We start from the raw sequence: 20,265 nt of genomic DNA on the forward strand, positions 1-20,265 counted from the left end.
TTGAGATTTACTCCCCCATAACACCAGAACAAAGCCTTAGCTTGGGAAGCGACCAAGACTTTAAAGAATTACAGAAATCTAAGTTCGTCTATTTTCAATAGAGTCTTTGCAGGCTAAGAAGTGCAGAATTATATAACAACCCTACGCAGAATCATAAGTCTGTATCGAAGGAAGAATTGATGGCCGTAAAGAAAAATCCGTTGAAGCTAAATAAACTCCAACTGCGTACCCTTGTTCTTGCTCAAGTCATTGGCCGTGACGAAAGACAAGCTGTGCATCATCCAAACGGAGAGGTAACCTTGTCTCAACTTCCCCACGCACATGGGGATCATATGCACGTTGGGGAATTCGTTGTGTCCGCCAAGGATGCCAGCGGCTTCGATAATCCCGCCGTTTGGGTTGCTTTGGCACGCAAAGGGTTGGTGAAAGAAGATGGGCAGGCAATCACTTTGACCGTCGAAGGTATTGCTTATGAAACGGGCCTTAGCGATAAGTTTTTAGAAAAATCAGACCACTAAGTACCCAGTAAATATTCGGACCAAGAAACGTTAAGTTACGTTATGGCCAGAACGCTCTACTTTTATTTTTAGCCTAAGGTCTAAGGTTGCCTCCTCGCCTATCACGCCTTTAATCGAGAATTGACCTATTCCCGATTGGCTGCGGTCCCTCGAACATGGCTGCATCCAAGGCAAACATGGAGTGTCAAATCGACAGAGACATGACCAGATTCAACGTCTTTTATATCTTCAGGCTGGTATTTGTTCATATCATTATCCAGATACCAGCTTCCGGATTTTTCAATATCCTTGCGACTGAGCTCGTAACGGACAACGCGTTCGGAAAAGCATTTGTTACACTTCTTCATACCATCCCCTCTAATAACGTCTTTATCAAACAATAAGCCATCTAAGAGCTAAAGCATAACCCCTTAAATATGGATCATATGTTAACACATTTAGAACATTACAAAAAAAACTTAATATCATCTATTTCTAAGTTGGTCCCGGAAATGGCCCTTTAATGAAATGCAGACAAATCTAATTCCAGCATTTCACCCATCCATATCGCGTGATCTCGATGATCCTTTAAATCGTCACCAGTATTTGGATGGATAAAAACGGTCAATTCACTGCGATTTAGACAAACCCAGGAAATAACATCCCCCAATTTTTCAGCTGGAACAGTAAGCACACAGCTCCACCTAGGATGTGGGCCAACATTTTGTTCATGAACCCGGCCCATGGGTACGGCAAATCTGTCTCGTACCTCTTCACAAATTTGTCGCGCCAAGGCGACCGTTTCCTGATTAAAATAAAAATGCACGTGATAATCACACGGGAAAACCATCTAGATATCTTTCTGTTTTTCTACAATGAGACACCCTACTCATTTTGGTCAAAAAGTGTAAAGCACCTTACAAATTTGATTTAGCGCCCCATGGTAACTCGCTTCCTCTCCCACGTTGTAACGCTCAAAAGAAACCACACGCAGGCTTAAGAAAAGTCCATCGCTTAAGAGTTTATTATAAGATATAAAGCTATTGAAGAATTGAAGCCATGACATATAGCCCATAAAGTTTGAGATTTTCTTGATGCTGACGCCTGCCATTTTCGACATTGCACTTACCGCTTTTGTTTCTCTATTTGTCATTATAGATCCCCTTGGCTTGTTACCGATTTTTATTGGCCTGACTCAAGGCGCAAGCGCTGCTCACAAAAGAAAAATGGCCTTCAAAGGGGTCTTGATTGGTGGTGTTATCCTCGTTTTTTTTGCCCTGCTGGGCGATCGTTTCCTTGAACTTCTTGGCGTTGGCCTTCCCGCATTCCGAATTGCAGGCGGCGTCATGCTATTCCTGATCGCACTGGAAATGGTGTTCGACAAACGCGCCAAAAGACGGGAAATTAACGCGGAAGAAGTCAAAGGATCAGACTTTCATGAAGATATCGCCGTCTTCCCACTCGCGATCCCTTTGATTTCTGGGCCTGGGGCGATCGCGACAATCATGTTGCTGATGAGTGCAAATAAAGAAAATATTGTCGCGCAATCTGCTATTTTAATGGTTTTGGCCGGGGTCTTACTGCTTTGCCTCACACTCTTCTTACTTGCGGACAAGTTAGAACGATTTGTTGGAGATACGATAACCCATATTATATCCAGGGTTCTTGGTATTGTCTTAGCTGCACTTGCCATTCAATACATCCTCGATGGCTTGAAAAGAGGCCTTCTCAGTTAATTAATATGTCGGGTCAAGGTTACGGTGAAAGCCCTCTTTAAACTTTAGAAACTTTTCCTGACTATAAAGTGTTACCTGAATGAAATGCATTCTAGAATAAACAAGCCACAGAGCTTGAAGCATTTCACTTGAAAAGTGTCGTTTAGTGGGTAGGAGTAGGTGTGAAAGATTGTGTTTCTGATTGGCAGGCTTTACTTAATGCCTTTCCTCTACCTGTTTTTGTAACAGATGAATTCCAAACTTTTATTTCAGGAAACGATGCTTTTGAGAAATTCTCAGAGCAATCACCCCAGCATGAAGGGACTAGAATAGAAAAGTTACTGGAAACCCCTATTCCACAAGAGATTTTTCAAAAACTAGATCAAGAGATTTTGGAAACTGGTGTATCAAAATCGCTGGACCTCACAATAAAAAGCACCCATGGGCAAGAGCATCGCATAACAATAAAAAAAGCACTCGTACAGCCCTCTTCTGGTACACAATCTTCTTGCATCATGAATACCCTAGAAGATGTAACACCACAGCATAGAGCGCAAAACGCCCTTGAGGATGCAATTGATTCTATTGCTGAGGCTTTTGTTATGTACGATAGCAATGGACGCCTAGAAATATGCAATCAAAATTTCCGCGATATGTATCAATATACCAGACAGCAAACAAAGCCTGGTGTTCATTTCAAAGAACTTGGGAAAATTGACATCCTTAATGGTAACGTTGCCATTGGTGACGAAAAGGGTGAAGATTATCTAGAGCGGAAAGCAGCTTACAGACGTGAGCTAAAAGGATCATTTACAGTTAAGCTAAGAGATGGCCGATGGATAAGAACAACAGATCGGGCCGTTCCCGGTAAAGGATTTGTATCGATTCAAAGTGATATAACTGCAATCAAAGAAGCACAAAACACACTTTTAAAAGCAAAAGAGACTGCCGAATTAGCCAGCCGCGCAAAGTCAGAATTCCTGGCAAACATGAGCCACGAACTTAAAACGCCTTTGAATTGTATCATTGGCTTTTCAGAGATTTTAATGTCAGAGATGTTTGGTCAACATTCCAATCCTAAATACAAAGAATATTCTGAAGCAATCAACGGATCGAGTATTCATCTATTAGAATTGATTTCAGAAATTCTTGATCAGTCAAAAATCGAGCTTGGAAATGTAGCATTAGACGAAGAAGATGTTCATTTAGAAACCATACTCGACGAGTGCAAGACATTGGTAAAAGAACGCAGTTCCCAAGCCAATATTGAAATAACAATTGAATGTCCAGAAAACTTACCCACTTTCTCTCTGGATCGACTCAAAATAAAACAAACTGTCTTAAATCTTTTAACCAATTCAATTAAATTTACTGACCCTAATGGTAAAGTACAAATAACAGCAGGCTTAACAGGTAATGAGGAACTAGAAATTAAAGTTTCTGATAACGGCATTGGCATCGCCCCTGATGAAATACAATGGGTGACACAACCTTTTACTCAAGTAGCTGAAAGCAAAACCAGAAACCACGATGGAACTGGCTTAGGACTATCAATCGCCAAATCTTTTGTCGAACTTCATCAGGGCGAACTCAGCATTGACAGCGCTTTAGGGCAAGGCACGACTGTTTGTTTACACTTCCCACCAAAAAGAACTAAAACCTTTTGATTACATTTTCTGAATACCAAGTAGCACGAAGATCAAGATTTCACATCATGAATGCGAGCGCGTTATGTTGATTGCTCAAATAACCGATTTCCACATAGGCCGTATTATAGAAACTGACACTGGTCCCATTGACCTTATGGATCGCCTAAAGGAAACAGTAAAACATCTGTCAAAGCTTACTCCACAACCTGACCTTGTCGTTGTAACAGGCGACATATCAAACCATGGCAACATAGAAGATTACGAACGTGCAAAAAAGCTATTGGATACAATGGGCCTCCCCTATTTTGTAATACCGGGCAACCACGACAGCAGGGAAAGTTTGCGACGTCTTTTTCAGAATGATGGATACTTACCTAGTCAAGGCGCATTCCTACAATACACAATAGAGCAATACCCCTTACGTCTGATCATGCTGGACTCGCTGGAAGTTGGCGCACATCACGGTATAATTTGCGATGAACGCTTACATTGGCTTGATGACAAACTATCTTTAGATTCTGAAAGACCAACGCTTATTTTTATGCACCACCCGCCCGCAGATTTACATCTGCCTTATCAGGATAGTATGCGTTGTTTTAATGGTAAAAAGTTAGCACAAATCATTGCAAGCCATGATCAAGTACTTGGCGTTGCCTGTGGTCATACACACCGTGACAGCGTCGCCAACTGGGCTAAAACTGTTTTATTTGTCACGCCAAGTGCAACCTTTTCGTACGGACTTGAAATGCAACCCGTTAATGATATCACACCGAGATTTGAACCTGCCTGTATACGCCTATTTTACTGGAGTAACGACACAGGGTTGGTATCTCATCTAAGTTTTGTTGGTACCTATCCAAACGGTTTGACCGAAGGCGTTCCGACACCAGCCACTAACTAATTTTATTCCGTCTCGTTACCAAGCTTTTTTGTTTTTCCAGCAACGATTTCATCTTCGAATTGTTCCCTCGTTTCTAATGGCCTATCGAATGGGTCATCCCCATCTTTCTTAGTATCAGTTTTGCCGAAAATAAACCGAAAGACCTTGCGTATTCCGCGAAAGATCTTGGGGACGATCCAGATTGCCAAAATCAGAAACAAGGCCAGAAACGCAGCAAAAACAGCCGGACTTAGTAGCGCCGTAGCCAAACCAACAAAAACCAAAACATCTTCGCCCAACGATGCCGCTATATTTGTAAAGGGCTCTGGTGATGTATTTAAAATGGCGCGTGTACCAGCCTTCATTGAATGACTTATCGTCGCAAGCCCCCCACCGCCGACGAATGCCATTGCCTGTGCTTCAGTACTGACATCCCCCAGCAAACCTGCCGCCATCAACGCACCAGCAGGAATACGTATAAAGGTATGCAATCCATCCCAGACGGAGTCTACAGCTGGAATTTTATCCGCAATAAACTCAATCACATAAAAAACAACGGCAACCACGATCACAGCTGGATGCTGAACGACGTTGATTCCATCAGGTAAGTCAAGCTGCCCACTGGCCCCAAGAATACCTAGAACCGCCAAGGTCGCATAAAGGTTAATCCCCCCAGCCCAAGCAACACCCATTGCCAAAATTACGATTTCAAAAAGCGACATTGAAGCCCCGATAATGATTAAATTAAGATTGTTGGTATTTTTCTAACCGTATTAACGAACTATATTTATTCTAGGCCATATTATATAGAGGAACAGTGAATACATTTACCAAGAGATTTCTAACATAAAATCTTTTATAATCCCTGTTATAATCTAGGAATATCTATTTCTGACCTCAATTTTGCCACACTATAAAAATACAAAAAAAGTGTCGATAAATCGATAGGAGAGAAATTAACGGAACCAAGAGTTCCAACTTTAATTACAGAATTCAATGGGGGAAATGTTCAACTTGTTGGGTAATGTAAAAAACATGCGCCACAGGACGAACAGATATCCCGAGGATTTCTGAACCAGTCCGAGAAATCGGCCACGCTAGGGGAGTTTTCAGCGTTGGATGATGGTGTTACAGATAGCCTAAGTGCTCAGCAACAGGCCGATTTGATGGCTCTGGTAGCCCATTCCAGAGACCGTGAGGCTTTTGTCAAACTTTTCAGACATTTTGCCCCTCGCCTGATGTCATATATGCGTAAACTCGGCACAGATAATAATATTACAGAAAGCTTGGTTCAGGACGTCATGCTCACCCTATGGCGCCAAGCAGAATCATATGATCCAGAAAAAAGTTATGTCTCCAGTTGGATATTCGCCATTGCACGAAACCGCCGTATAGATCGCTATCGCCGACAGAGACTACTTCCTGTTGATCAAGATTATTTGCAAGGCCAATTACACCTGCAAAATCAAATTGATGAATCCCCAAGCCAGGACAAGGGTATTGAGCATCAAGAGGTCGAATCTTTACTGAAAGAAGCAATAGAGAGTCTTCCGCCTGACCAGTCCATTTTACTTGAGCTCGCCTTTTATAAAGATATGACACACAAGGAAATTGCAGAACACGAAGACCTGCCCTTAGGAACTGTAAAGTCAAGATTGAGACTAGCAATCAACAAATTAAGACGCATTTTAGGGTCCAGCATCTAAAAGGTACGAGGGAAATGATGCGAAGAGGGGAAATGATCCGAAGAAATGAGAGAGTCCTCTCGAGAAAAAGCCTATTACCTTACGTCTTTCGTCAGTAACAAAAGGCAATAGGTTAACGACAGATCCTCAACAGCGTAGTATTTTTCACGAACCTGATCCAAACCTGCTATGTCACCAACAGACAGATCACCTTCGTCACACAAGAGACCGCCATTGAGGACAAGCAAATAACCGAGTTCTGTAACTTCGCCGCGATCAAAGATGCGTTCTCCGGCTGGTATCCTGAGTAAAAATAGATAGCTTGAACTAGAATGATTTTCTTTTTCAATAACAGATCCAAGACAAAGAGCTTCGCCCCCTGCCAAAACATCCGTTTCCCATGCAACCTTAGTCGGGTCAGACGGTAAAAGTGACGTTACCGATTGAGGAAGATCAGGCAATGTTGCATGTTTGGGTCCTGGGAAGCCCGTAATCACAGCAGAATCCAAAAGGTCCAGAACTCTCTCTTCCATTCCCTCGGGAAGGTCTTCATGAGGAATCTTTTCTAACAGCGCCCCCCCAAGTGCGCGTAGTTTTGACACCTGATCCCGACATTCAGAACAAAGAGAAAGATGCGCATCAATGAACAGTTCCCAGCTATGGCTACCACTACCAGAAACATAATCAATCAAACGTTCTTCCGCAGGATGACGTTGCGGTTTTACTAATGTTGTTATGTCATCCCTAGACACAGATCCGGAATTGATGCCTGTCATTGTTCTTATTCTCTATGCTTTAAATAAACCAAGCCATTTATATCTTGCTTTAAGGCTTGAGTTATTATTACGTCACAGTCATCCTTTTGGATCACAATAATGTGTCTGTATTTGAAAGAGACAATAAATATTATGCCACAAAGCTAGATTATGGCAAATTCGCTGCCTTTGATGCTTCAACCAGCATCGTATCAGTTCTTTAACCAGTATTAATGCCGCAAAGGCCCTTTCCTCTCAAATGAACGCCTCAAAGCACTTAAACAAACTGATTATTTCTGTCTCTCTGCTATTAGCTCTTTCCGGTTGTGGCAGTGATTATACTTGGGGATGGCATGTCGTTGACCCGACAAAACTGGCTGGCCAAAACAATATTGAGTTCCTAATAGGCGGGCTTCTGGGAACAATAGAGATGTCGATCGTAGCAATTCTACTTTCAATGACAGCAGGGTTACTCATTAGCCTCCCAGGTATTTCCACAAACAAATACCTGCGGGCAATAAATCTGTTTTACGTCGCTGTCTTCAGATCGATACCCGTCCTGGTTATGATTCTGTGGACTTACTACGGTCTTCCCGTCGTCATGGGGATAGATCTCGGGTTATTTGCAGCCGGGGTATTAGCATTGGCAATTTGCGACAGCCCTTTTCAAGCAGAGATATTCAGGGCTGGCATTCAATCCATCGATGTTGGCCAACACGAAGCAGCTGAAAGTATGGGGCTAACATATTTCCAAAAAATGCGGTTAATCATTCTTCCCCAAGCAATTAGAAAAATTATTCCTCCACTGGGAAATCAATTTGTTTACATGCTAAAAATGTCTTCCCTGGCCTCTGTAATCGGTTATAGCGACCTCACCCGACGAGCAACAGAATTAGTAGTAAATGAATACCGCCCATTGGAAATATATACATTCCTTATTCTGGAATATCTGGCGCTAATACTTGTCGTAACCTACTTCGTGAGAAAGCTGGAAAATTATCTAAAAAGAAATGACCGCATTCAAAACCCCAAGGCAGAGCGCGTTTAAAAACGGGCTTCCCCGTAATAGTGCTAAACCCGGAATCCTATTGCTATTTTGAATAAGCCTAGAATAAACGCCGTCACTGTCGGCGATATACAGCTTCAGATCCATTGCAGCGGGTTAATAAACGTCCGACCCCGGGGCCAAGCTCCAAACCGATTTCTTGGGATGAATTCCACTTTACCGTACCAAAAACCTGACCACAGTGATTATGAGATATAATAATCTCACTGCCGATCGGTAACTTTATATCCAACAGAAGACGCGCACCGCAAAACGACAAATCAAGAACTTCACAATCATAGTAATTGTCAAAAGCAGTCAAACGCACTTTTGTACCAGGCGAAACCATATGACGCGGTGCATGACGTCTATTCATCAATCGCTGTAGAGAAACAGGTGGAACTTCTTGATACAACTGAAAAAACCTTACAATAAAACGCTATTTAAGCGCGACCAAACTTACTTTCTTTTTCAGACCTGTCAACGCACGCAGACATGATATGATGTTTAACTAAATCAACAGTTACCGGTTTGGGCATATAACCTGAAATTTCGTTTGATAACGATGTGTCGGCTTTTTCATAACCACTCATCATCAAAAAAGGAAGAGCACGCGTAAGCTCTTCTGTTGAATCTCGTAAGCGTTTAAGCAGATCTAATCCTGTCTCTGGCACCATATAATAGTCGGAAATTACAAGATCAGGTTTTTTCTTTTCTATGCCATCCATCGCTTCACTAACGTTTTCATAAAGTAAAACTTCGCCAACACCCAATGATGAAAGCATCAGCCTCATCATCGACCGTACAGCTTTACTATCATCAACGACAGCCACACTTAATTTTATCCAATCGTCCGCTGTCCAAGACAAAACCTGACCTCCAATAAGCTGAACAGGGGAACCAAAATGAAAGAATCCAAATGTTCCCGTCTAGAGTTAAGCTTATGACCTGAGAATATTAAAATTGTCCTACCTAATAGATCGCATACCAAATAAATTGTATAAAAAAGAAGAAAAACAACCAAAATCAAATCGAATTATTTAGCATATTTTTCATATAGTTATGTGATTTATGCAGAAAAAATATTAGTCAAAAATAAATTTTATCATCAAAAATAATTTCATAAGAACTACATATCAGAGTCAGAATCCAGTTACTTAATTTAAAACTTTTTTATTCTGTCCATAATTTGTTTAGGAAATTGTCGTAAATTCATTCCGTTTCCGATAAGATCTAAAAAATATAATTCGCAGGGAGTGGTAAATGAGCCTAAGAAGATATACTTACCAGATTCAAGCAGACTCTATGTCACGCGTTGAAACTGGTGAAATTGAGGCCAAAGATCTTGGGGATGCCAAGCGTCAGCTAAGAGTCCAATTTATGATGGCTCAGTTGCCGGATGACACAGAGATCATCGATCAATCCGAGCTTGATGAAAATCTGGCAAAAGAAAAATCAGCAAAAGCCAGAGACCTATTACGAGTTCTTGCTGATCACCATGCGTGGATTCAGGATTCCAATCACGGCGCCCGGGCTAATCTGAATAATTTAAATCTTTCAGATATGGTGATGCCAGGTTCAAAATTACAAAATGCTGACATGGCAGGAGCTGATTTTTCAAACGCAGACCTTAGTGGATCTGACCTGACTAATGCTAATCTTGTTCGCGCAAGCCTACATGGAACAAACCTGAAAGATGCAGATCTTTCCGGCGCGGACCTGAGTGATGCCGATTTACGTGGTGCTATTCTGACAGGCACAAAACTTGATGGAGCAGATCTGTGGCGAGCAAATTTGATGGGGTGCGTCATTTCGCCCTCTGCCCTACACAAGGCTCTTTCTTGTAAATCTAAATAAGCTAACCCGAAAAACGGGTGTTTTATAATTTACAAAGGTTGTAATGAGCGAACAAAATAACGACCTTGGGGAATTAGCCGACCAAGAACCGGAAGACCGATCCGTATTCCAGGCATTAAAGCGGGGATTACGAAGGAAGTGTCCGAATTGCGGTACAGGAAGAATCTTTCGGAAGTATGTGACTGTTAATGATGAGTGCGCACATTGCCACGAAGAATTGAGTCACATACGGGCCGATGATATCCCCCCCTATTTCACCATCACTGTCGTGGGGCATATAGTTGTGCCCGGAGTTTTGTTGACAGAACAACTATATTCGCCCCCCCTTCTAACGCATGTAGCGATTTGGCCAGTCCTCACACTGGCGCTTACAATGGCTATTCTACCGTTTGTTAAAGGTGCTGTTCTAGGGGTGTTATGGGCGTTACGCATGTTCGAAGATGAAAAGCGCTTTCCCTCTGCAGTAGAATAATTCAGCCTTACATAAGTTATTTATAAATAACCGATCAGTTTAGTAATTTAGATATTACTTATTCAATAGCTGCCTGCGAGCTTTTGGCCTTAAGAATATAAGGTAAAAGCGACACTCCCTATTGCCCCTTATGGACAAGAATAACAATCAATCAGTAAGTTGAATTATGATATATTCGGCTATGATTCAGCTTTACCATGACAACAAAAGTTGTATATACATATTGTGTAAATCAAAAAATTTGGAGCTGGTTATGTGGGATAGTCTTTGGATCAACTGCAATCTGTGCACTTTGAATGACGCTGGATTGGGAATAATCAATAACGGGGCTATCGCAAGTGCTGGCGGGAATATCGTCTGGATCGGTGAAGCATCTAAGCTGCCTGGCACGCCAGAGAAGTTAGCCAAGGAAATCAATGACCTTAACGGCTCATGGATTACACCCGGTTTGATAGACTGCCACACACATATCGTGCACGGTGGCGAGCGTATCAATGAATTCAACATGCGTCTAGAAGGTGCAAGTTATGAAGAGATTGCCCGTGCAGGCGGCGGCATAAGGTCCACCGTCAAAGCAACCAGAGCAGCCAACGAGCAAGAACTTTTTGACAAGGCTATGAAACGGGCACAATCTCTCCAGGCAGAAGGGGTCACTGTTCTCGAGATTAAATCCGGTTATGGTCTAAACTGGGAAAACGAAACAAAGCAATTACGTGTTGCCCGGCAAATTGGTGAAAATTTACCACTCGATGTTGTCACAACTTACCTCGCGGCTCACACCGTTCCAGAAGAATACCAAAATGACGGCGATGGTTATATCGACAGCATAATTGAAAAACTACCCGAGCTTAAAAAATCCGGACTTGCCGACGCAGTTGACGGTTTTTGTGAAGGCATTGCCTTCTCACCAGCCCAAATAGAGAAGCTTTTTAAAGCGGCAAAAGGTCTTGGTTTTAGCCTGAAGCTTCATGCTGAACAACTTAGCGATCTGAGTGGTGCGGCGCTAGCGGCAGCGTACGGCGCAAGATCTGCAGATCATTTAGAATACGTATCGAAGAAATCGGCCAAGGCAATGGCAGAGGCAAACTCTGTAGCCGTTATTCTTCCCTGTGCTTTTTACTTTCTCAACGAAACAAAGAAACCACCGATTGATCTCTTCAGAAAGAATGCCGTCCCTATGGCTGTTGCCACAGACATGAACCCTGGGTCATCCCCTTGTTGCTCGCTCTTGCTTGCCATGAATATGGCGTGCACATTTTTTAAAATGACACCAACAGAGACAATGCGCGGCGTTACCTTACATGCAGCCCAAGCACTAGGCTTGGAAAAGACACATGGCAGTCTTGAAGTTGGTAAAGTTGCGGACTTAGCGATATGGGATATCACTCATCCTGCCGAACTTTCTTACCATATGGGCTTTAATCCCTTACAAGAGTTGATAAAAGGCGGTAGACAAATCATCCAAAGATAGTACACGACAAAATCACATTGCCTGTATGCGGCTATGAAGATCCCCCACGTGTAACTCTAGTTTGTGGTGGTCTGGATCAAGAAAGTAAAAAGAAGCGCCTTCACTTTTATTTTCTTTCCAGACCTCAACACCAAATTCTTTGAGCTGTTCACAGAGAGGAACGAAAGTTTCTTTATCAACACTGAAAGCCATGTGTGTATAATCTGGGTGAGGCTTGTCGCGCGTATCTGAATCGGCTGAAAGGCAGATCCAAAAAACGCCCGCCTCGAGATAAGCGCCACCAAGCCAAACTTTTCTAAGATCAAGCCCAAGAACATCCCGATAGAACTGGACTGATTTTTCCAAATTCTTAACGGCAAGTGTGATGTGATTTAACCCTGTGACTTTATACATCGCTTATGTGATCTCTTCACTAATCATCAACAGTGGCAAACCGCCAAGTGACCGAAGCCTCTTTAAGCATGACTTCTTGGGTTTGGATTTCCCCCCAGCGTTCGGCAAAATCCGGATCACCTTTACTTTTAGCATCAACAATAATTTCTTTAATACCGCTCTGAATAATTGCTCTTGAACAATCAGAACAAGGGAAATGGGTCACATAAATAGACGCCCCACTCAACCGAACACCAACACGCGCGGCATGAAATATAGCATTGCGTTCAGCATGCTCGGTCCAATCATATTTCAACGGACGCGCGTGACGTTCATCAGCATTATCATCGACAGCACGGGGAAACCCATTAAAACCGTATGGTCCAGGTGTATTATCTTCCAGAATAATAACAGCCCCCACCTGAGTTGAGCGATCTTTTGACCAAGTCGCAACTTCTCTGGCAAGTTTCAAATAACGTGTATCCCATTTACCGGACATTTCTTTTACCTGCTTTCTGATACCCTATGAATTAGCCGATCACTTTATCTTTAATTAACAGGTTTCATTATATCTATGACAAGTTGCCCATCATAATTTACGGATTTATCGTGTTCTATCAGTACCCCCTGACAAAAGGCTTTAAAGAACGAGCAATAAACTATAGCGCAATGATAGCTGTTATAACGTTTTCATTCCATATAATTAGCATTATTGCCGGGCATAATTTACAAACCTACTTTGATATACCAATAGGTGCTGATTTTGTTGCTTTTTACACTGGAGGAAGCTTTTACAATCAAGGCATACTTGAAAAAGCCTATGTATTAGCCCCTGAAATGTATTTTCCGGAACAATTCAAGTTTCAACGGGAGTTGATAGCAGATGACTATCTTGGTCACAGCCCCTTTATTAACCCACCTTATGCGGCATTAATTTATGCACCTTTTGCAATGCTGGATTACATACCTGCTTATATTACATGGACTATTCTGAACATCCTATTAGTAATACTTTCGGTAAAATTAATCCGTTCAGAATTACCTGTATTCCAGCGTATATCTCTTCCAAAAGTTTTTTTTGCGTGTTTTCTTTTCTACCCAACAGTAGCTTGCTTTTTATATGGTCAAGCAACGCCAATTATTTTAACACTTTATTGTCTCTGTTATGTGTCTCTTAGACGGAGACAAGATTTTAAAGCTGGATTTTATCTTGGGCTACTAGCCTTTAAGCCTCAGTTAGCAATAGCTGTTGCGCTTGTACTGTTATTAAAGTGGCGTATTAATGCTCTTCTAGGCGGCGCGCTTTCCCTTTCTGCATCCTTAGCCATTGGCTTCATCTTCATGCCAAATGAAATGGTTGCCTATATGGATCTGAGCCCCAAGCTTCTTGATTTTCTCAGAAGTCCAGCCTATCCGACCCAAGGTATCGATTCCTTTTTTGGCTTCTCTGTCTTTCTTTTTGAGAACATAAGTCCACAGCTTACTGACATCAGTACCTATATCCTAACCGCGATAACAATCATCTTATTGGTTAAGCTGTGGTGGAAAAGCCCTTGGCTCGAAGACACCCCAAAATGGGATCTATCAATGGCCGTAACTTTTTGCTGGGGCTTACTGATAAGCCCTCATCTTTTCTATTATGATTTAATGTTGTTACTACTTCCCGGCGCGATTATGATCCAATATATTCCCCGGTTATATGCACAAGATGACAAAATACTATTATGGACCACAATGCTTTGGGCCATTAGTTACTTAGGAAGCCAAATTTCAGATGCTCAAGCAAACCTTCTTTCTTACCTTGAACTCCCTGAAATTGCTCTACAACTCAGCACCCCAATTATCTTTTATTGGGGTTATGCCATATACAAAACCATAAATAAAACCAAAGCTCTATGACAACAGATCAAACCTTTCTCTTCGTGCTATTTGGGTCGGTATTCATTCTCTTGATTTGGGGGAAGATCAGATATGATCTTGTGGCCTTTGGGGCGCTTGTTGTTGCTGTCATCGCTGGGTTTGTAACACCGGATGAAGCTTTTTCAGGGTTTGGACATCCTGCTGTTGTTATCATTGCTCTTGTTTTGATCGTTTCTCGAGGATTGATCAACTCAGGAGCTGTCGAACTGATTTCAGGTCTCGTACTATCATCAAACCGCCCACTGCCCCTTCATATTGGGATCATGTCAGTGGTCGGCTCCGCGTTATCGGCCATCATTAATAATGTTGCCGCCCTTGCACTTTTGATGTCACTGGATCTCGAAGCCGCTGAGAAGGCGAAACGAGCGGCAGCACTTAGCCTCATGCCTTTATCTTTTGCAACCATTTTAGGGGGTATGATCACCTTAATAGGAACCCCACCCAATATAGTCATCGCTCAATACAGAGAACGTGTTCTTGGTGAAAGCTTTAGCATGTTCGACTTTGCTCCCGTAGGACTATGCGTTGCCTTGGCCGGCATTATTTTTGTTGCATTAATTGGTTGGCGGTTAATTCCAAACCGTGATCGTCCTGGAAGCATTCGTAGTGCTGAAGATACAGACCTTTTTGTTGCCGAAGCTCAAGTCCCTAAAGAATCAAAATCGATAGGTTCGCTCGTCAGGGATCTTTATTCTCTCGCAGGCGAACACGACATAACCGTTCTTGGACTCGTGCGAAGAGGTAGACGGTTCCCCGGCTTTGCACGTTACGAAGAAATTCGAAAGGATGATCATCTGGTGCTTGAGGGCGACCCAAAATCTATCGAAGCATTTTTAGGGAGCGCAGAACTCGACTTCGCAGGAAAAGAAAAGCATGAATACGGTCTGACGAGCTCTTCATTAAAACTTGCCGAAGCGATTGTTCCCGAAGGCGCAAGAATAGAAGGCAGATCAAGTAATAACCTAAGACTTCTTTCTCGACACGGCGTTACACTTCTGGGCGTTTCCAGACAAGGGAAACGCTTTCGCGAACGTGTTCGCAAGCTAAGGGTTGAAAGCGGTGACATGCTTCTTCTTCTTGGTCCTGAAGATCGCTTAGCAGAAGTTATGAGTTGGCTCGGCATCCTTCCTTTAGCTGAAAAACAGCACTCTGTCATTCAACGTAAAAAAGCTTCACTAGCGATAGGCCTTTTCCTCGGCGCGATAGGCCTTTCGGTCGCGGGCTTGGTCTATCTTCCCGTCGCACTGGCTGGCTGTGTTATAGCCTTTGCTGCACTGGGTATTGTCTCTGGACGAGAAGTTTATGAAAGCATCGAGTGGAAAGTCATCGTTCTTCTTGCCTCGCTTATTCCACTTGGCATTGCCTTGGAGAATTCTGGCGGCACCAAACTTATCGCAGAATTGATCGTTGCTCAAACCGCAGGTTGGCCACATTGGGGTATTTTGACAGTCTTGATTGTTGTTACCATGACCTTGTCTGACTTTCTGAACAATGTCGCCACCGCCCTGATTGCCGCTCCCATAGGGTTGGATATTGCGAATGCCATCGGCGCCTCACCCGATCCTTTTCTGATGGGCGTCGCTGTTGCAGCATCTTGTGCGTTCCTGACCCCTATCGGACATAAAAACAATACAATTATCATGGGGCCTGGTGGCTATCGTTTTGGTGATTATTGGCGGATGGGTCTCCCCTTGGAAATACTGGTTGTCACAATCTCTGTCCCGGCAATCCTGTTTTTCTGGCCCCTATAGCCACTTGCATTAGTTTAGTCTGTTGATTTGATGTAATCCTGAAACGGTGGAAAGCATTTTATTAGCCCTTGAGCACCTAGCTTTTCCATTAAAGCTACGTTTCGTTCCGGTATTTCATCCGGTGATTTGTAGCTGTCGAGCACACGTCCCATCTGTCCTTCGCGAATGATATGAAGAACGGGGAAAGGCGACCTGTTTGTCCAATTGGTAATATCTTCTGCGGGAAGATCAGCAAACTGATAGTCAGGGTGGAAACTGGCAAGCTGGAACAAGCCCTCAACACCGGATTGGACCAAGGCATCTTCAGCGACGCCTAGCAAATCTAAAAAGGCTTCAAAATCCTCAAACCCTTTGGGAAAAATAACGAGGGATGTAGCAGTCTCTTTCTCAGAGCATTGCTGTAAGAATAAAAGCTCGTTTAGAAATCCATCCATCGCTACCGAGAGATCTTGTTCTTGAACCACCACATAACGAATTGACCCACGGTTTCGCTCTGGTGCAGCAAAGGGACAAAGGTTTTGTCCGATAACCATTGCATCAACCCACAATTTGGTGAGATCCGCTGCATTAGCAACAGTATAAGAAGGGTATAGCTGAGACATATCCGAGTTATAGAACCAATCCTACGTCTTGCCTAGTGACAACTGAAAACATAGCAACCGCGGGCAAAAGACATAAACAAAAAGAGGCGGCCATAAAGGCCGCCTCTTTTCATACTCATTTCTGATAACTTAGAACAGACCTTCGATCTGGCCTTGTTCATTCAGGTATATGTTATTTGCTGCAGGCTGACGCGGCAAACCAGGCATTGTCATGATCGCACCGGTAACAACCACGATGAAACCAGCACCTGCTGAAAGGCGAACTTCACGTACAGGAACGGCATGACCAGATGGTGCACCAAGAAGTGCCGGGTCAGTTGAGAAGCTGTACTGTGTTTTTGCCATACATACAGGGTAGTGACCGTAATTTTCCTGAAGTTCTGCAATCTGCTTACGAACAGCAGCATCAGCAATAACTTCGCTTGCACCATAAATTTCTGTCGCAATGGTTTCAATTTTTTCCCATAGCGGCATTTCATCAGGATAAAGCGGTGTAAAGTCTGCAACACCAGAATCTGCAAGCTCAACAACATGATGAGCCAATTCTTCGGTACCTGCACCACCATTTGACCAGTGACTGGCAACGATTGCTTTTGCACCCAGCGCTTCACAAGCAGCAGAAACAGCAGCAATTTCCTCGTCGGTATCAGTAATAAACTGGTTAATAGCAACAACAGCTGGAACTTTGAATTTTTTGATGTTGGCAATGTGACGCGCGAGGTTTTCACAACCTTTGGTCACAGCTTCAACGTTCTCGTTACCAAGATCAGCTTTAGCAACACCACCATGCATTTTCAGCGCACGAACCGTAGCAACGATAACAACTGCAGCTGGCTTCAGACCCGCTTTACGACATTTGATATCAAAGAACTTCTCTGCGCCAAGATCAGCACCGAAGCCTGCTTCTGTCACAACGTAGTCAGCAAGCTTCAGAGCAGTCTTGGTTGCGATAACAGAGTTACAACCATGCGCGATGTTCGCGAAAGGACCACCGTGGATGAAAGCAGCGTTATTTTCCAGCGTCTGAACTAAGTTTGGTGAAATCGCATCTTTCAACAGAACAGCCATTGCGCCAGGACCTTTGAGATCGCGGGCATAGATTGGCTTTTTCTCACGTGTGTAAGCAACAATAATGTCGCCAAGACGATTAGAGAGATCGTTCAGATCCTTGGAAAGGCAGAAGATCGCCATGATTTCGGATGCGACCACGATGTCGTAACCGTCCTGCCGAGGGAAACCATTAGCAACACCGCCCATGGAGTTGGTAATCGCACGTAGAGCACGGTCATTCATGTCAACAACGCGTTTCCATTGAACACGACGGGAATCAATACCCAGTTCGTTACCCCAATAGATGTGATTGTCCAAAAGTGCAGATAGAAGATTGTGCGCAACACCAATTGCGTGGAAATCACCTGTGAAATGAAGGTTGATGTCTTCCATAGGAACAACCTGGGCGTAACCACCACCAGCAGCACCACCTTTAACACCAAAGCACGGACCCAATGATGGTTCACGAAGAGCCATGATTGCCTTTTTACCAATACGGTTCAGGCCATCACCCAGACCAACGGTCGTTGTTGTCTTACCTTCACCCGCCGGTGTTGGATTGATCGCTGTTACCAAAATCAGTTTACCATCCTTATTTCCCTGGATGGAATTGATGAAATCAAAAGACAGCTTTGCTTTGTGTGGACCATACTGAAGCAACTGGTCAGCAGGAATTCCAACTTTCTTGGCAACCTCAGTAATTGGTTGCATCTTTGCCTCGCGGGCAATCTCAATATCACTCTTGGCCATGGGGCTTTGCCCTCCCTACGTATCGGTAACAAAATTTCAAGAGACATTAACTGGGATTTTCTTTTGGAGATATCGCAAGAACGTCACTCCGTCATCAAGAAACACCGAAATCAGGTCGTTTTAGCATTCGCAATAAACTATCACAGCATACGAATTTCAAATCACCCAAGACAGCCCCACGATCACAGACCACTCCCAAAACTCCCTAACAGTTTGTTATATAAACTATATTTCGCTTAATAGTTTTCGAGCATTAACAAACGCAGCCATATGAAATGCTGCGTGATCATCATTAAGAGTATACGGCCGCCCTATCGGACAACCTCTGCGGGCCAGACATCCCTTTGAAGCACAGGATATGCCATCGCTGGATGCAACATGGCGAGCGCAAGCAAGATAATCATACCCCCTATCAACATCAAAAGCATCCACAGGACAGCTATGTAAACAGGGTTGTTCAATGCAGCTCAAACAAGGGTTCACAGCTTCTGCGTTTATAACAGGCAATTCCAACCTAATCGGAAGAGCAATGGCCGCCCGTAAAGCATGCCAAGTCCCCCACATGGGGCTAATATATAAACCAATCGGGCTGGGGAATAGGCTTACACTGCGCGAAGCCCACTTTTGGAAAGGATGATAGGGAGGACCATCCGAGGGAAAAAGCGCCTCACCACCAGCTTCAGACGCTATTGGTTCAATAATTCTTTTTGTCCAGCTATCCATCGGATCAGGAACAGCGTTCAAATATTCAGTGGACCCTTGAAAAGCTGACCAGAAATCACCAGAACCAATATTCCCGACCATGACAACCGACAAAGCGACCTGCCCTGATGATAGATCTGGCACATGATCATCTGGCTCGGGGTGAAAAACACCCATCAAGACAAAGCCCTTGTTTTCAAGGTCAGCTGTGAAATCATCAAGTGTCAGTGGACTATTCCTCCGATCAACTCTCTGAGTAACGAACCCAAGGCTCTGGAGGGCTAGGATCTTGAGGCCACTCCACAATATGATCTTCCAGATCAGAATCCTCAACGTCTGTTTCAGAAACCACCTTATCTAAAGCCGATACTCCGGCGTCATGAACTGAATTTGGATTGCCTGTAATCAACGGATGCCACCAGGGAAGATCCTTCCCTTCATGCAACAAGCGATAGGCACAGGTTGGCGGCATGAAGCTCAATGTTTCGATATTATCTGCAGTGACCTTGATACAATCAGGTACATAGTTATGGCGTGTTTCATATAAGCTGCATTGGCAAGTTCCAAGATCCAAAAGTTTACATACAACATCTGTATCAACAATCTCTTCTGTGTCGGCATCTTCCAGCTTCACAAGACAACACTTACCACACCCATCACAGAGACTTTCCCACTCAGTGGGTGTCATATCTGCCAGCTTTTTTGTTTTCCAAAAAGGCTTCGCTTCTTTTTCTCTCACCATACGACGTAACATGCTTTTTATAGTTATCGAGTGTAATCTTTTCATGCCCTATTTAAGGCATCGTTTTGTGCATATTTAGATAATTAAATTATAAGTAACAAATCTTATATACATTTTAAAAAAAATTGGGCCTGCCACCCATGTTCTTATCTATATCTTCATGCTCGCAGATAAGGATCCCCGTCAGGATGAGGCAGTTGTTTGCGTTTCGTTTAATTTATAACTCAGAACACTTTGGCAACCAACTCCTGTCTCTAAAACTCGAAAACAGAGTTCTCTTACAGCGAACAACACCACAATAACCACAACATCTTTCTGACCAAGCCTAGCTATGTCGCGCCATAGGTCTT

General features: G+C 43.3%; 23 protein-coding genes. 11 read left to right on the forward strand and 12 right to left on the reverse strand.

The features are described 5' to 3' along the window. The first annotated feature begins 179 nt into the window (after positions 1 to 179). Positions 180 to 518 (forward strand): hypothetical protein, encoded by a 339-nt coding sequence (locus tag ACN0W5_RS18825; protein WP_417455612.1) that lies wholly within the window; start codon positions 180 to 182, stop codon positions 516 to 518. Between the two features lie 125 nt (positions 519 to 643). On the opposite strand, the gene ACN0W5_RS18830 is transcribed toward ACN0W5_RS18825, so the two are convergent. Both ACN0W5_RS18830 and ACN0W5_RS18835 read right to left on the reverse strand, forming a co-directional pair. Then, positions 644 to 865, reverse strand: a complete 222-nt coding sequence (locus ACN0W5_RS18830; protein ID WP_299380575.1) for a hypothetical protein — start codon at positions 863 to 865, stop codon at positions 644 to 646. A gap of 152 nt (positions 866 to 1,017) precedes the next feature. Continuing rightward, positions 1,018 to 1,347, reverse strand: coding sequence for a DOPA 4,5-dioxygenase family protein (locus tag ACN0W5_RS18835; protein ID WP_417455613.1), 330 nt, complete (start codon positions 1,345 to 1,347; stop codon positions 1,018 to 1,020). A 244-nt stretch (positions 1,348 to 1,591) separates the two neighbouring features. On the opposite strand from ACN0W5_RS18835, the gene ACN0W5_RS18840 reads away from it, so the two are divergent. The 3 genes from ACN0W5_RS18840 to ACN0W5_RS18850 all read left to right on the forward strand — a co-directional run bounded on the left by ACN0W5_RS18840 (position 1,592) and on the right by ACN0W5_RS18850 (position 4,762). Next, positions 1,592 to 2,233: a MarC family protein gene (locus ACN0W5_RS18840; RefSeq protein WP_299380573.1), complete on the forward strand. Its 642-nt coding sequence runs from the start codon at positions 1,592 to 1,594 to the stop codon at positions 2,231 to 2,233. A 161-nt stretch (positions 2,234 to 2,394) separates the two neighbouring features. Beyond that, positions 2,395 to 3,879 carry a PAS domain-containing sensor histidine kinase gene (locus tag ACN0W5_RS18845; protein ID WP_417455614.1) on the forward strand — a complete coding sequence of 495 codons (1,485 nt, stop codon included), beginning with the start codon at positions 2,395 to 2,397 and terminating at the stop codon, positions 3,877 to 3,879. A gap of 64 nt (positions 3,880 to 3,943) precedes the next feature. After that, positions 3,944 to 4,762 carry a phosphodiesterase gene (locus ACN0W5_RS18850; protein WP_417455615.1) on the forward strand — a complete coding sequence of 273 codons (819 nt, stop codon included), beginning with the start codon at positions 3,944 to 3,946 and terminating at the stop codon, positions 4,760 to 4,762. A 2-nt stretch (positions 4,763 to 4,764) separates the two neighbouring features. Here ACN0W5_RS18850 and ACN0W5_RS18855 read toward each other — a convergent pair whose 3' ends face one another. Then, a complete protein-coding gene (locus ACN0W5_RS18855; protein WP_417455616.1) occupies positions 4,765 to 5,463 on the reverse strand; it encodes a DUF4126 domain-containing protein in 699 nt (232 codons plus the stop codon). Between the two features lie 393 nt (positions 5,464 to 5,856). Between ACN0W5_RS18855 and ACN0W5_RS18860 the strand changes: the two genes are divergently transcribed. Further along, positions 5,857 to 6,447, forward strand: a complete 591-nt coding sequence (locus ACN0W5_RS18860; RefSeq protein WP_417455617.1) for a sigma-70 family RNA polymerase sigma factor — start codon at positions 5,857 to 5,859, stop codon at positions 6,445 to 6,447. A 74-nt stretch (positions 6,448 to 6,521) separates the two neighbouring features. On the opposite strand, the gene ACN0W5_RS18865 is transcribed toward ACN0W5_RS18860, so the two are convergent. Beyond that, positions 6,522 to 7,202 carry a hypothetical protein gene (locus ACN0W5_RS18865; RefSeq protein WP_417455618.1) on the reverse strand — a complete coding sequence of 227 codons (681 nt, stop codon included), beginning with the start codon at positions 7,200 to 7,202 and terminating at the stop codon, positions 6,522 to 6,524. Positions 7,203 to 7,440: 238 nt separating this feature from the next. On the opposite strand from ACN0W5_RS18865, the gene ACN0W5_RS18870 reads away from it, so the two are divergent. Then, the gene (locus ACN0W5_RS18870; protein ID WP_417455619.1) at positions 7,441 to 8,229 is read left to right on the forward strand and encodes an amino acid ABC transporter permease; all 789 of its coding nucleotides are present in this window, start codon (positions 7,441 to 7,443) and stop codon (positions 8,227 to 8,229) included. Between the two features lie 73 nt (positions 8,230 to 8,302). Here the strand turns inward: ACN0W5_RS18870 and ACN0W5_RS18875 are convergent, their stop codons facing one another. Further along, positions 8,303 to 8,641, reverse strand: a complete 339-nt coding sequence (locus ACN0W5_RS18875; RefSeq protein WP_417455620.1) for a PilZ domain-containing protein — start codon at positions 8,639 to 8,641, stop codon at positions 8,303 to 8,305. Between the two features lie 28 nt (positions 8,642 to 8,669). Beyond that, positions 8,670 to 9,095 carry a response regulator gene (locus ACN0W5_RS18880; protein ID WP_417455621.1) on the reverse strand — a complete coding sequence of 142 codons (426 nt, stop codon included), beginning with the start codon at positions 9,093 to 9,095 and terminating at the stop codon, positions 8,670 to 8,672. 394 nt (positions 9,096 to 9,489) lie between these two features. On the opposite strand from ACN0W5_RS18880, the gene ACN0W5_RS18885 reads away from it, so the two are divergent. The 3 genes from ACN0W5_RS18885 (at position 9,490) to hutI (ending at position 12,026) form a co-directional block, all read left to right on the forward strand. Further along, on the forward strand, positions 9,490 to 10,083 hold the full coding sequence (locus ACN0W5_RS18885; RefSeq protein WP_417455622.1) for a pentapeptide repeat-containing protein: 594 nt from the start codon (positions 9,490 to 9,492) through the stop codon (positions 10,081 to 10,083). A gap of 43 nt (positions 10,084 to 10,126) precedes the next feature. Beyond that, entirely contained in the window at positions 10,127 to 10,555 is a 429-nt protein-coding gene (locus tag ACN0W5_RS18890) for a DUF983 domain-containing protein (protein WP_417455623.1), read from the forward strand. Positions 10,556 to 10,808: 253 nt separating this feature from the next. Further along, the gene (hutI, locus tag ACN0W5_RS18895) at positions 10,809 to 12,026 is read left to right on the forward strand and encodes an imidazolonepropionase (protein ID WP_417455624.1); all 1,218 of its coding nucleotides are present in this window, start codon (positions 10,809 to 10,811) and stop codon (positions 12,024 to 12,026) included. A gap of 12 nt (positions 12,027 to 12,038) precedes the next feature. Here hutI and ACN0W5_RS18900 read toward each other — a convergent pair whose 3' ends face one another. Both ACN0W5_RS18900 and ACN0W5_RS18905 read right to left on the reverse strand, forming a co-directional pair. Beyond that, the gene (locus tag ACN0W5_RS18900; RefSeq protein WP_417455625.1) at positions 12,039 to 12,419 is read right to left on the reverse strand and encodes a VOC family protein; all 381 of its coding nucleotides are present in this window, start codon (positions 12,417 to 12,419) and stop codon (positions 12,039 to 12,041) included. A 19-nt stretch (positions 12,420 to 12,438) separates the two neighbouring features. Next, positions 12,439 to 12,897, reverse strand: a complete 459-nt coding sequence (locus ACN0W5_RS18905; protein ID WP_417455626.1) for a deoxycytidylate deaminase — start codon at positions 12,895 to 12,897, stop codon at positions 12,439 to 12,441. Between the two features lie 170 nt (positions 12,898 to 13,067). On the opposite strand from ACN0W5_RS18905, the gene ACN0W5_RS18910 reads away from it, so the two are divergent. Both ACN0W5_RS18910 and ACN0W5_RS18915 read left to right on the forward strand, forming a co-directional pair. Next, positions 13,068 to 14,297: a glycosyltransferase family 87 protein gene (locus ACN0W5_RS18910; RefSeq protein WP_417455627.1), complete on the forward strand. Its 1,230-nt coding sequence runs from the start codon at positions 13,068 to 13,070 to the stop codon at positions 14,295 to 14,297. Next, positions 14,294 to 16,069, forward strand: a complete 1,776-nt coding sequence (locus ACN0W5_RS18915) for an SLC13 family permease (RefSeq protein WP_417455628.1) — start codon at positions 14,294 to 14,296, stop codon at positions 16,067 to 16,069. Before ACN0W5_RS18910 ends, ACN0W5_RS18915 begins: the two co-directional genes overlap by 4 nt. A gap of 14 nt (positions 16,070 to 16,083) precedes the next feature. Here the strand turns inward: ACN0W5_RS18915 and ACN0W5_RS18920 are convergent, their stop codons facing one another. The 4 genes from ACN0W5_RS18920 to ACN0W5_RS18935 all read right to left on the reverse strand — a co-directional run bounded on the left by ACN0W5_RS18920 (position 16,084) and on the right by ACN0W5_RS18935 (position 19,960). Continuing rightward, positions 16,084 to 16,671, reverse strand: a complete 588-nt coding sequence (locus ACN0W5_RS18920) for a DUF1415 domain-containing protein (RefSeq protein WP_417455629.1) — start codon at positions 16,669 to 16,671, stop codon at positions 16,084 to 16,086. Positions 16,672 to 16,800: 129 nt separating this feature from the next. Further along, positions 16,801 to 18,471 carry a formate--tetrahydrofolate ligase gene (locus ACN0W5_RS18925; protein ID WP_417455630.1) on the reverse strand — a complete coding sequence of 557 codons (1,671 nt, stop codon included), beginning with the start codon at positions 18,469 to 18,471 and terminating at the stop codon, positions 16,801 to 16,803. Positions 18,472 to 18,696: 225 nt separating this feature from the next. Next, the gene (locus ACN0W5_RS18930) at positions 18,697 to 19,350 is read right to left on the reverse strand and encodes a ferredoxin (RefSeq protein ID WP_417455631.1); all 654 of its coding nucleotides are present in this window, start codon (positions 19,348 to 19,350) and stop codon (positions 18,697 to 18,699) included. A 67-nt stretch (positions 19,351 to 19,417) separates the two neighbouring features. Next, positions 19,418 to 19,960, reverse strand: a complete 543-nt coding sequence (locus tag ACN0W5_RS18935; protein WP_417455632.1) for a YcgN family cysteine cluster protein — start codon at positions 19,958 to 19,960, stop codon at positions 19,418 to 19,420. Positions 19,961 to 20,265: the final 305 nt, after the last annotated feature.

The organism is Kiloniella sp. (genome assembly GCF_048270245.1).
GTDB lineage: Bacteria > Pseudomonadota > Alphaproteobacteria > Kiloniellales > Kiloniellaceae > Kiloniella.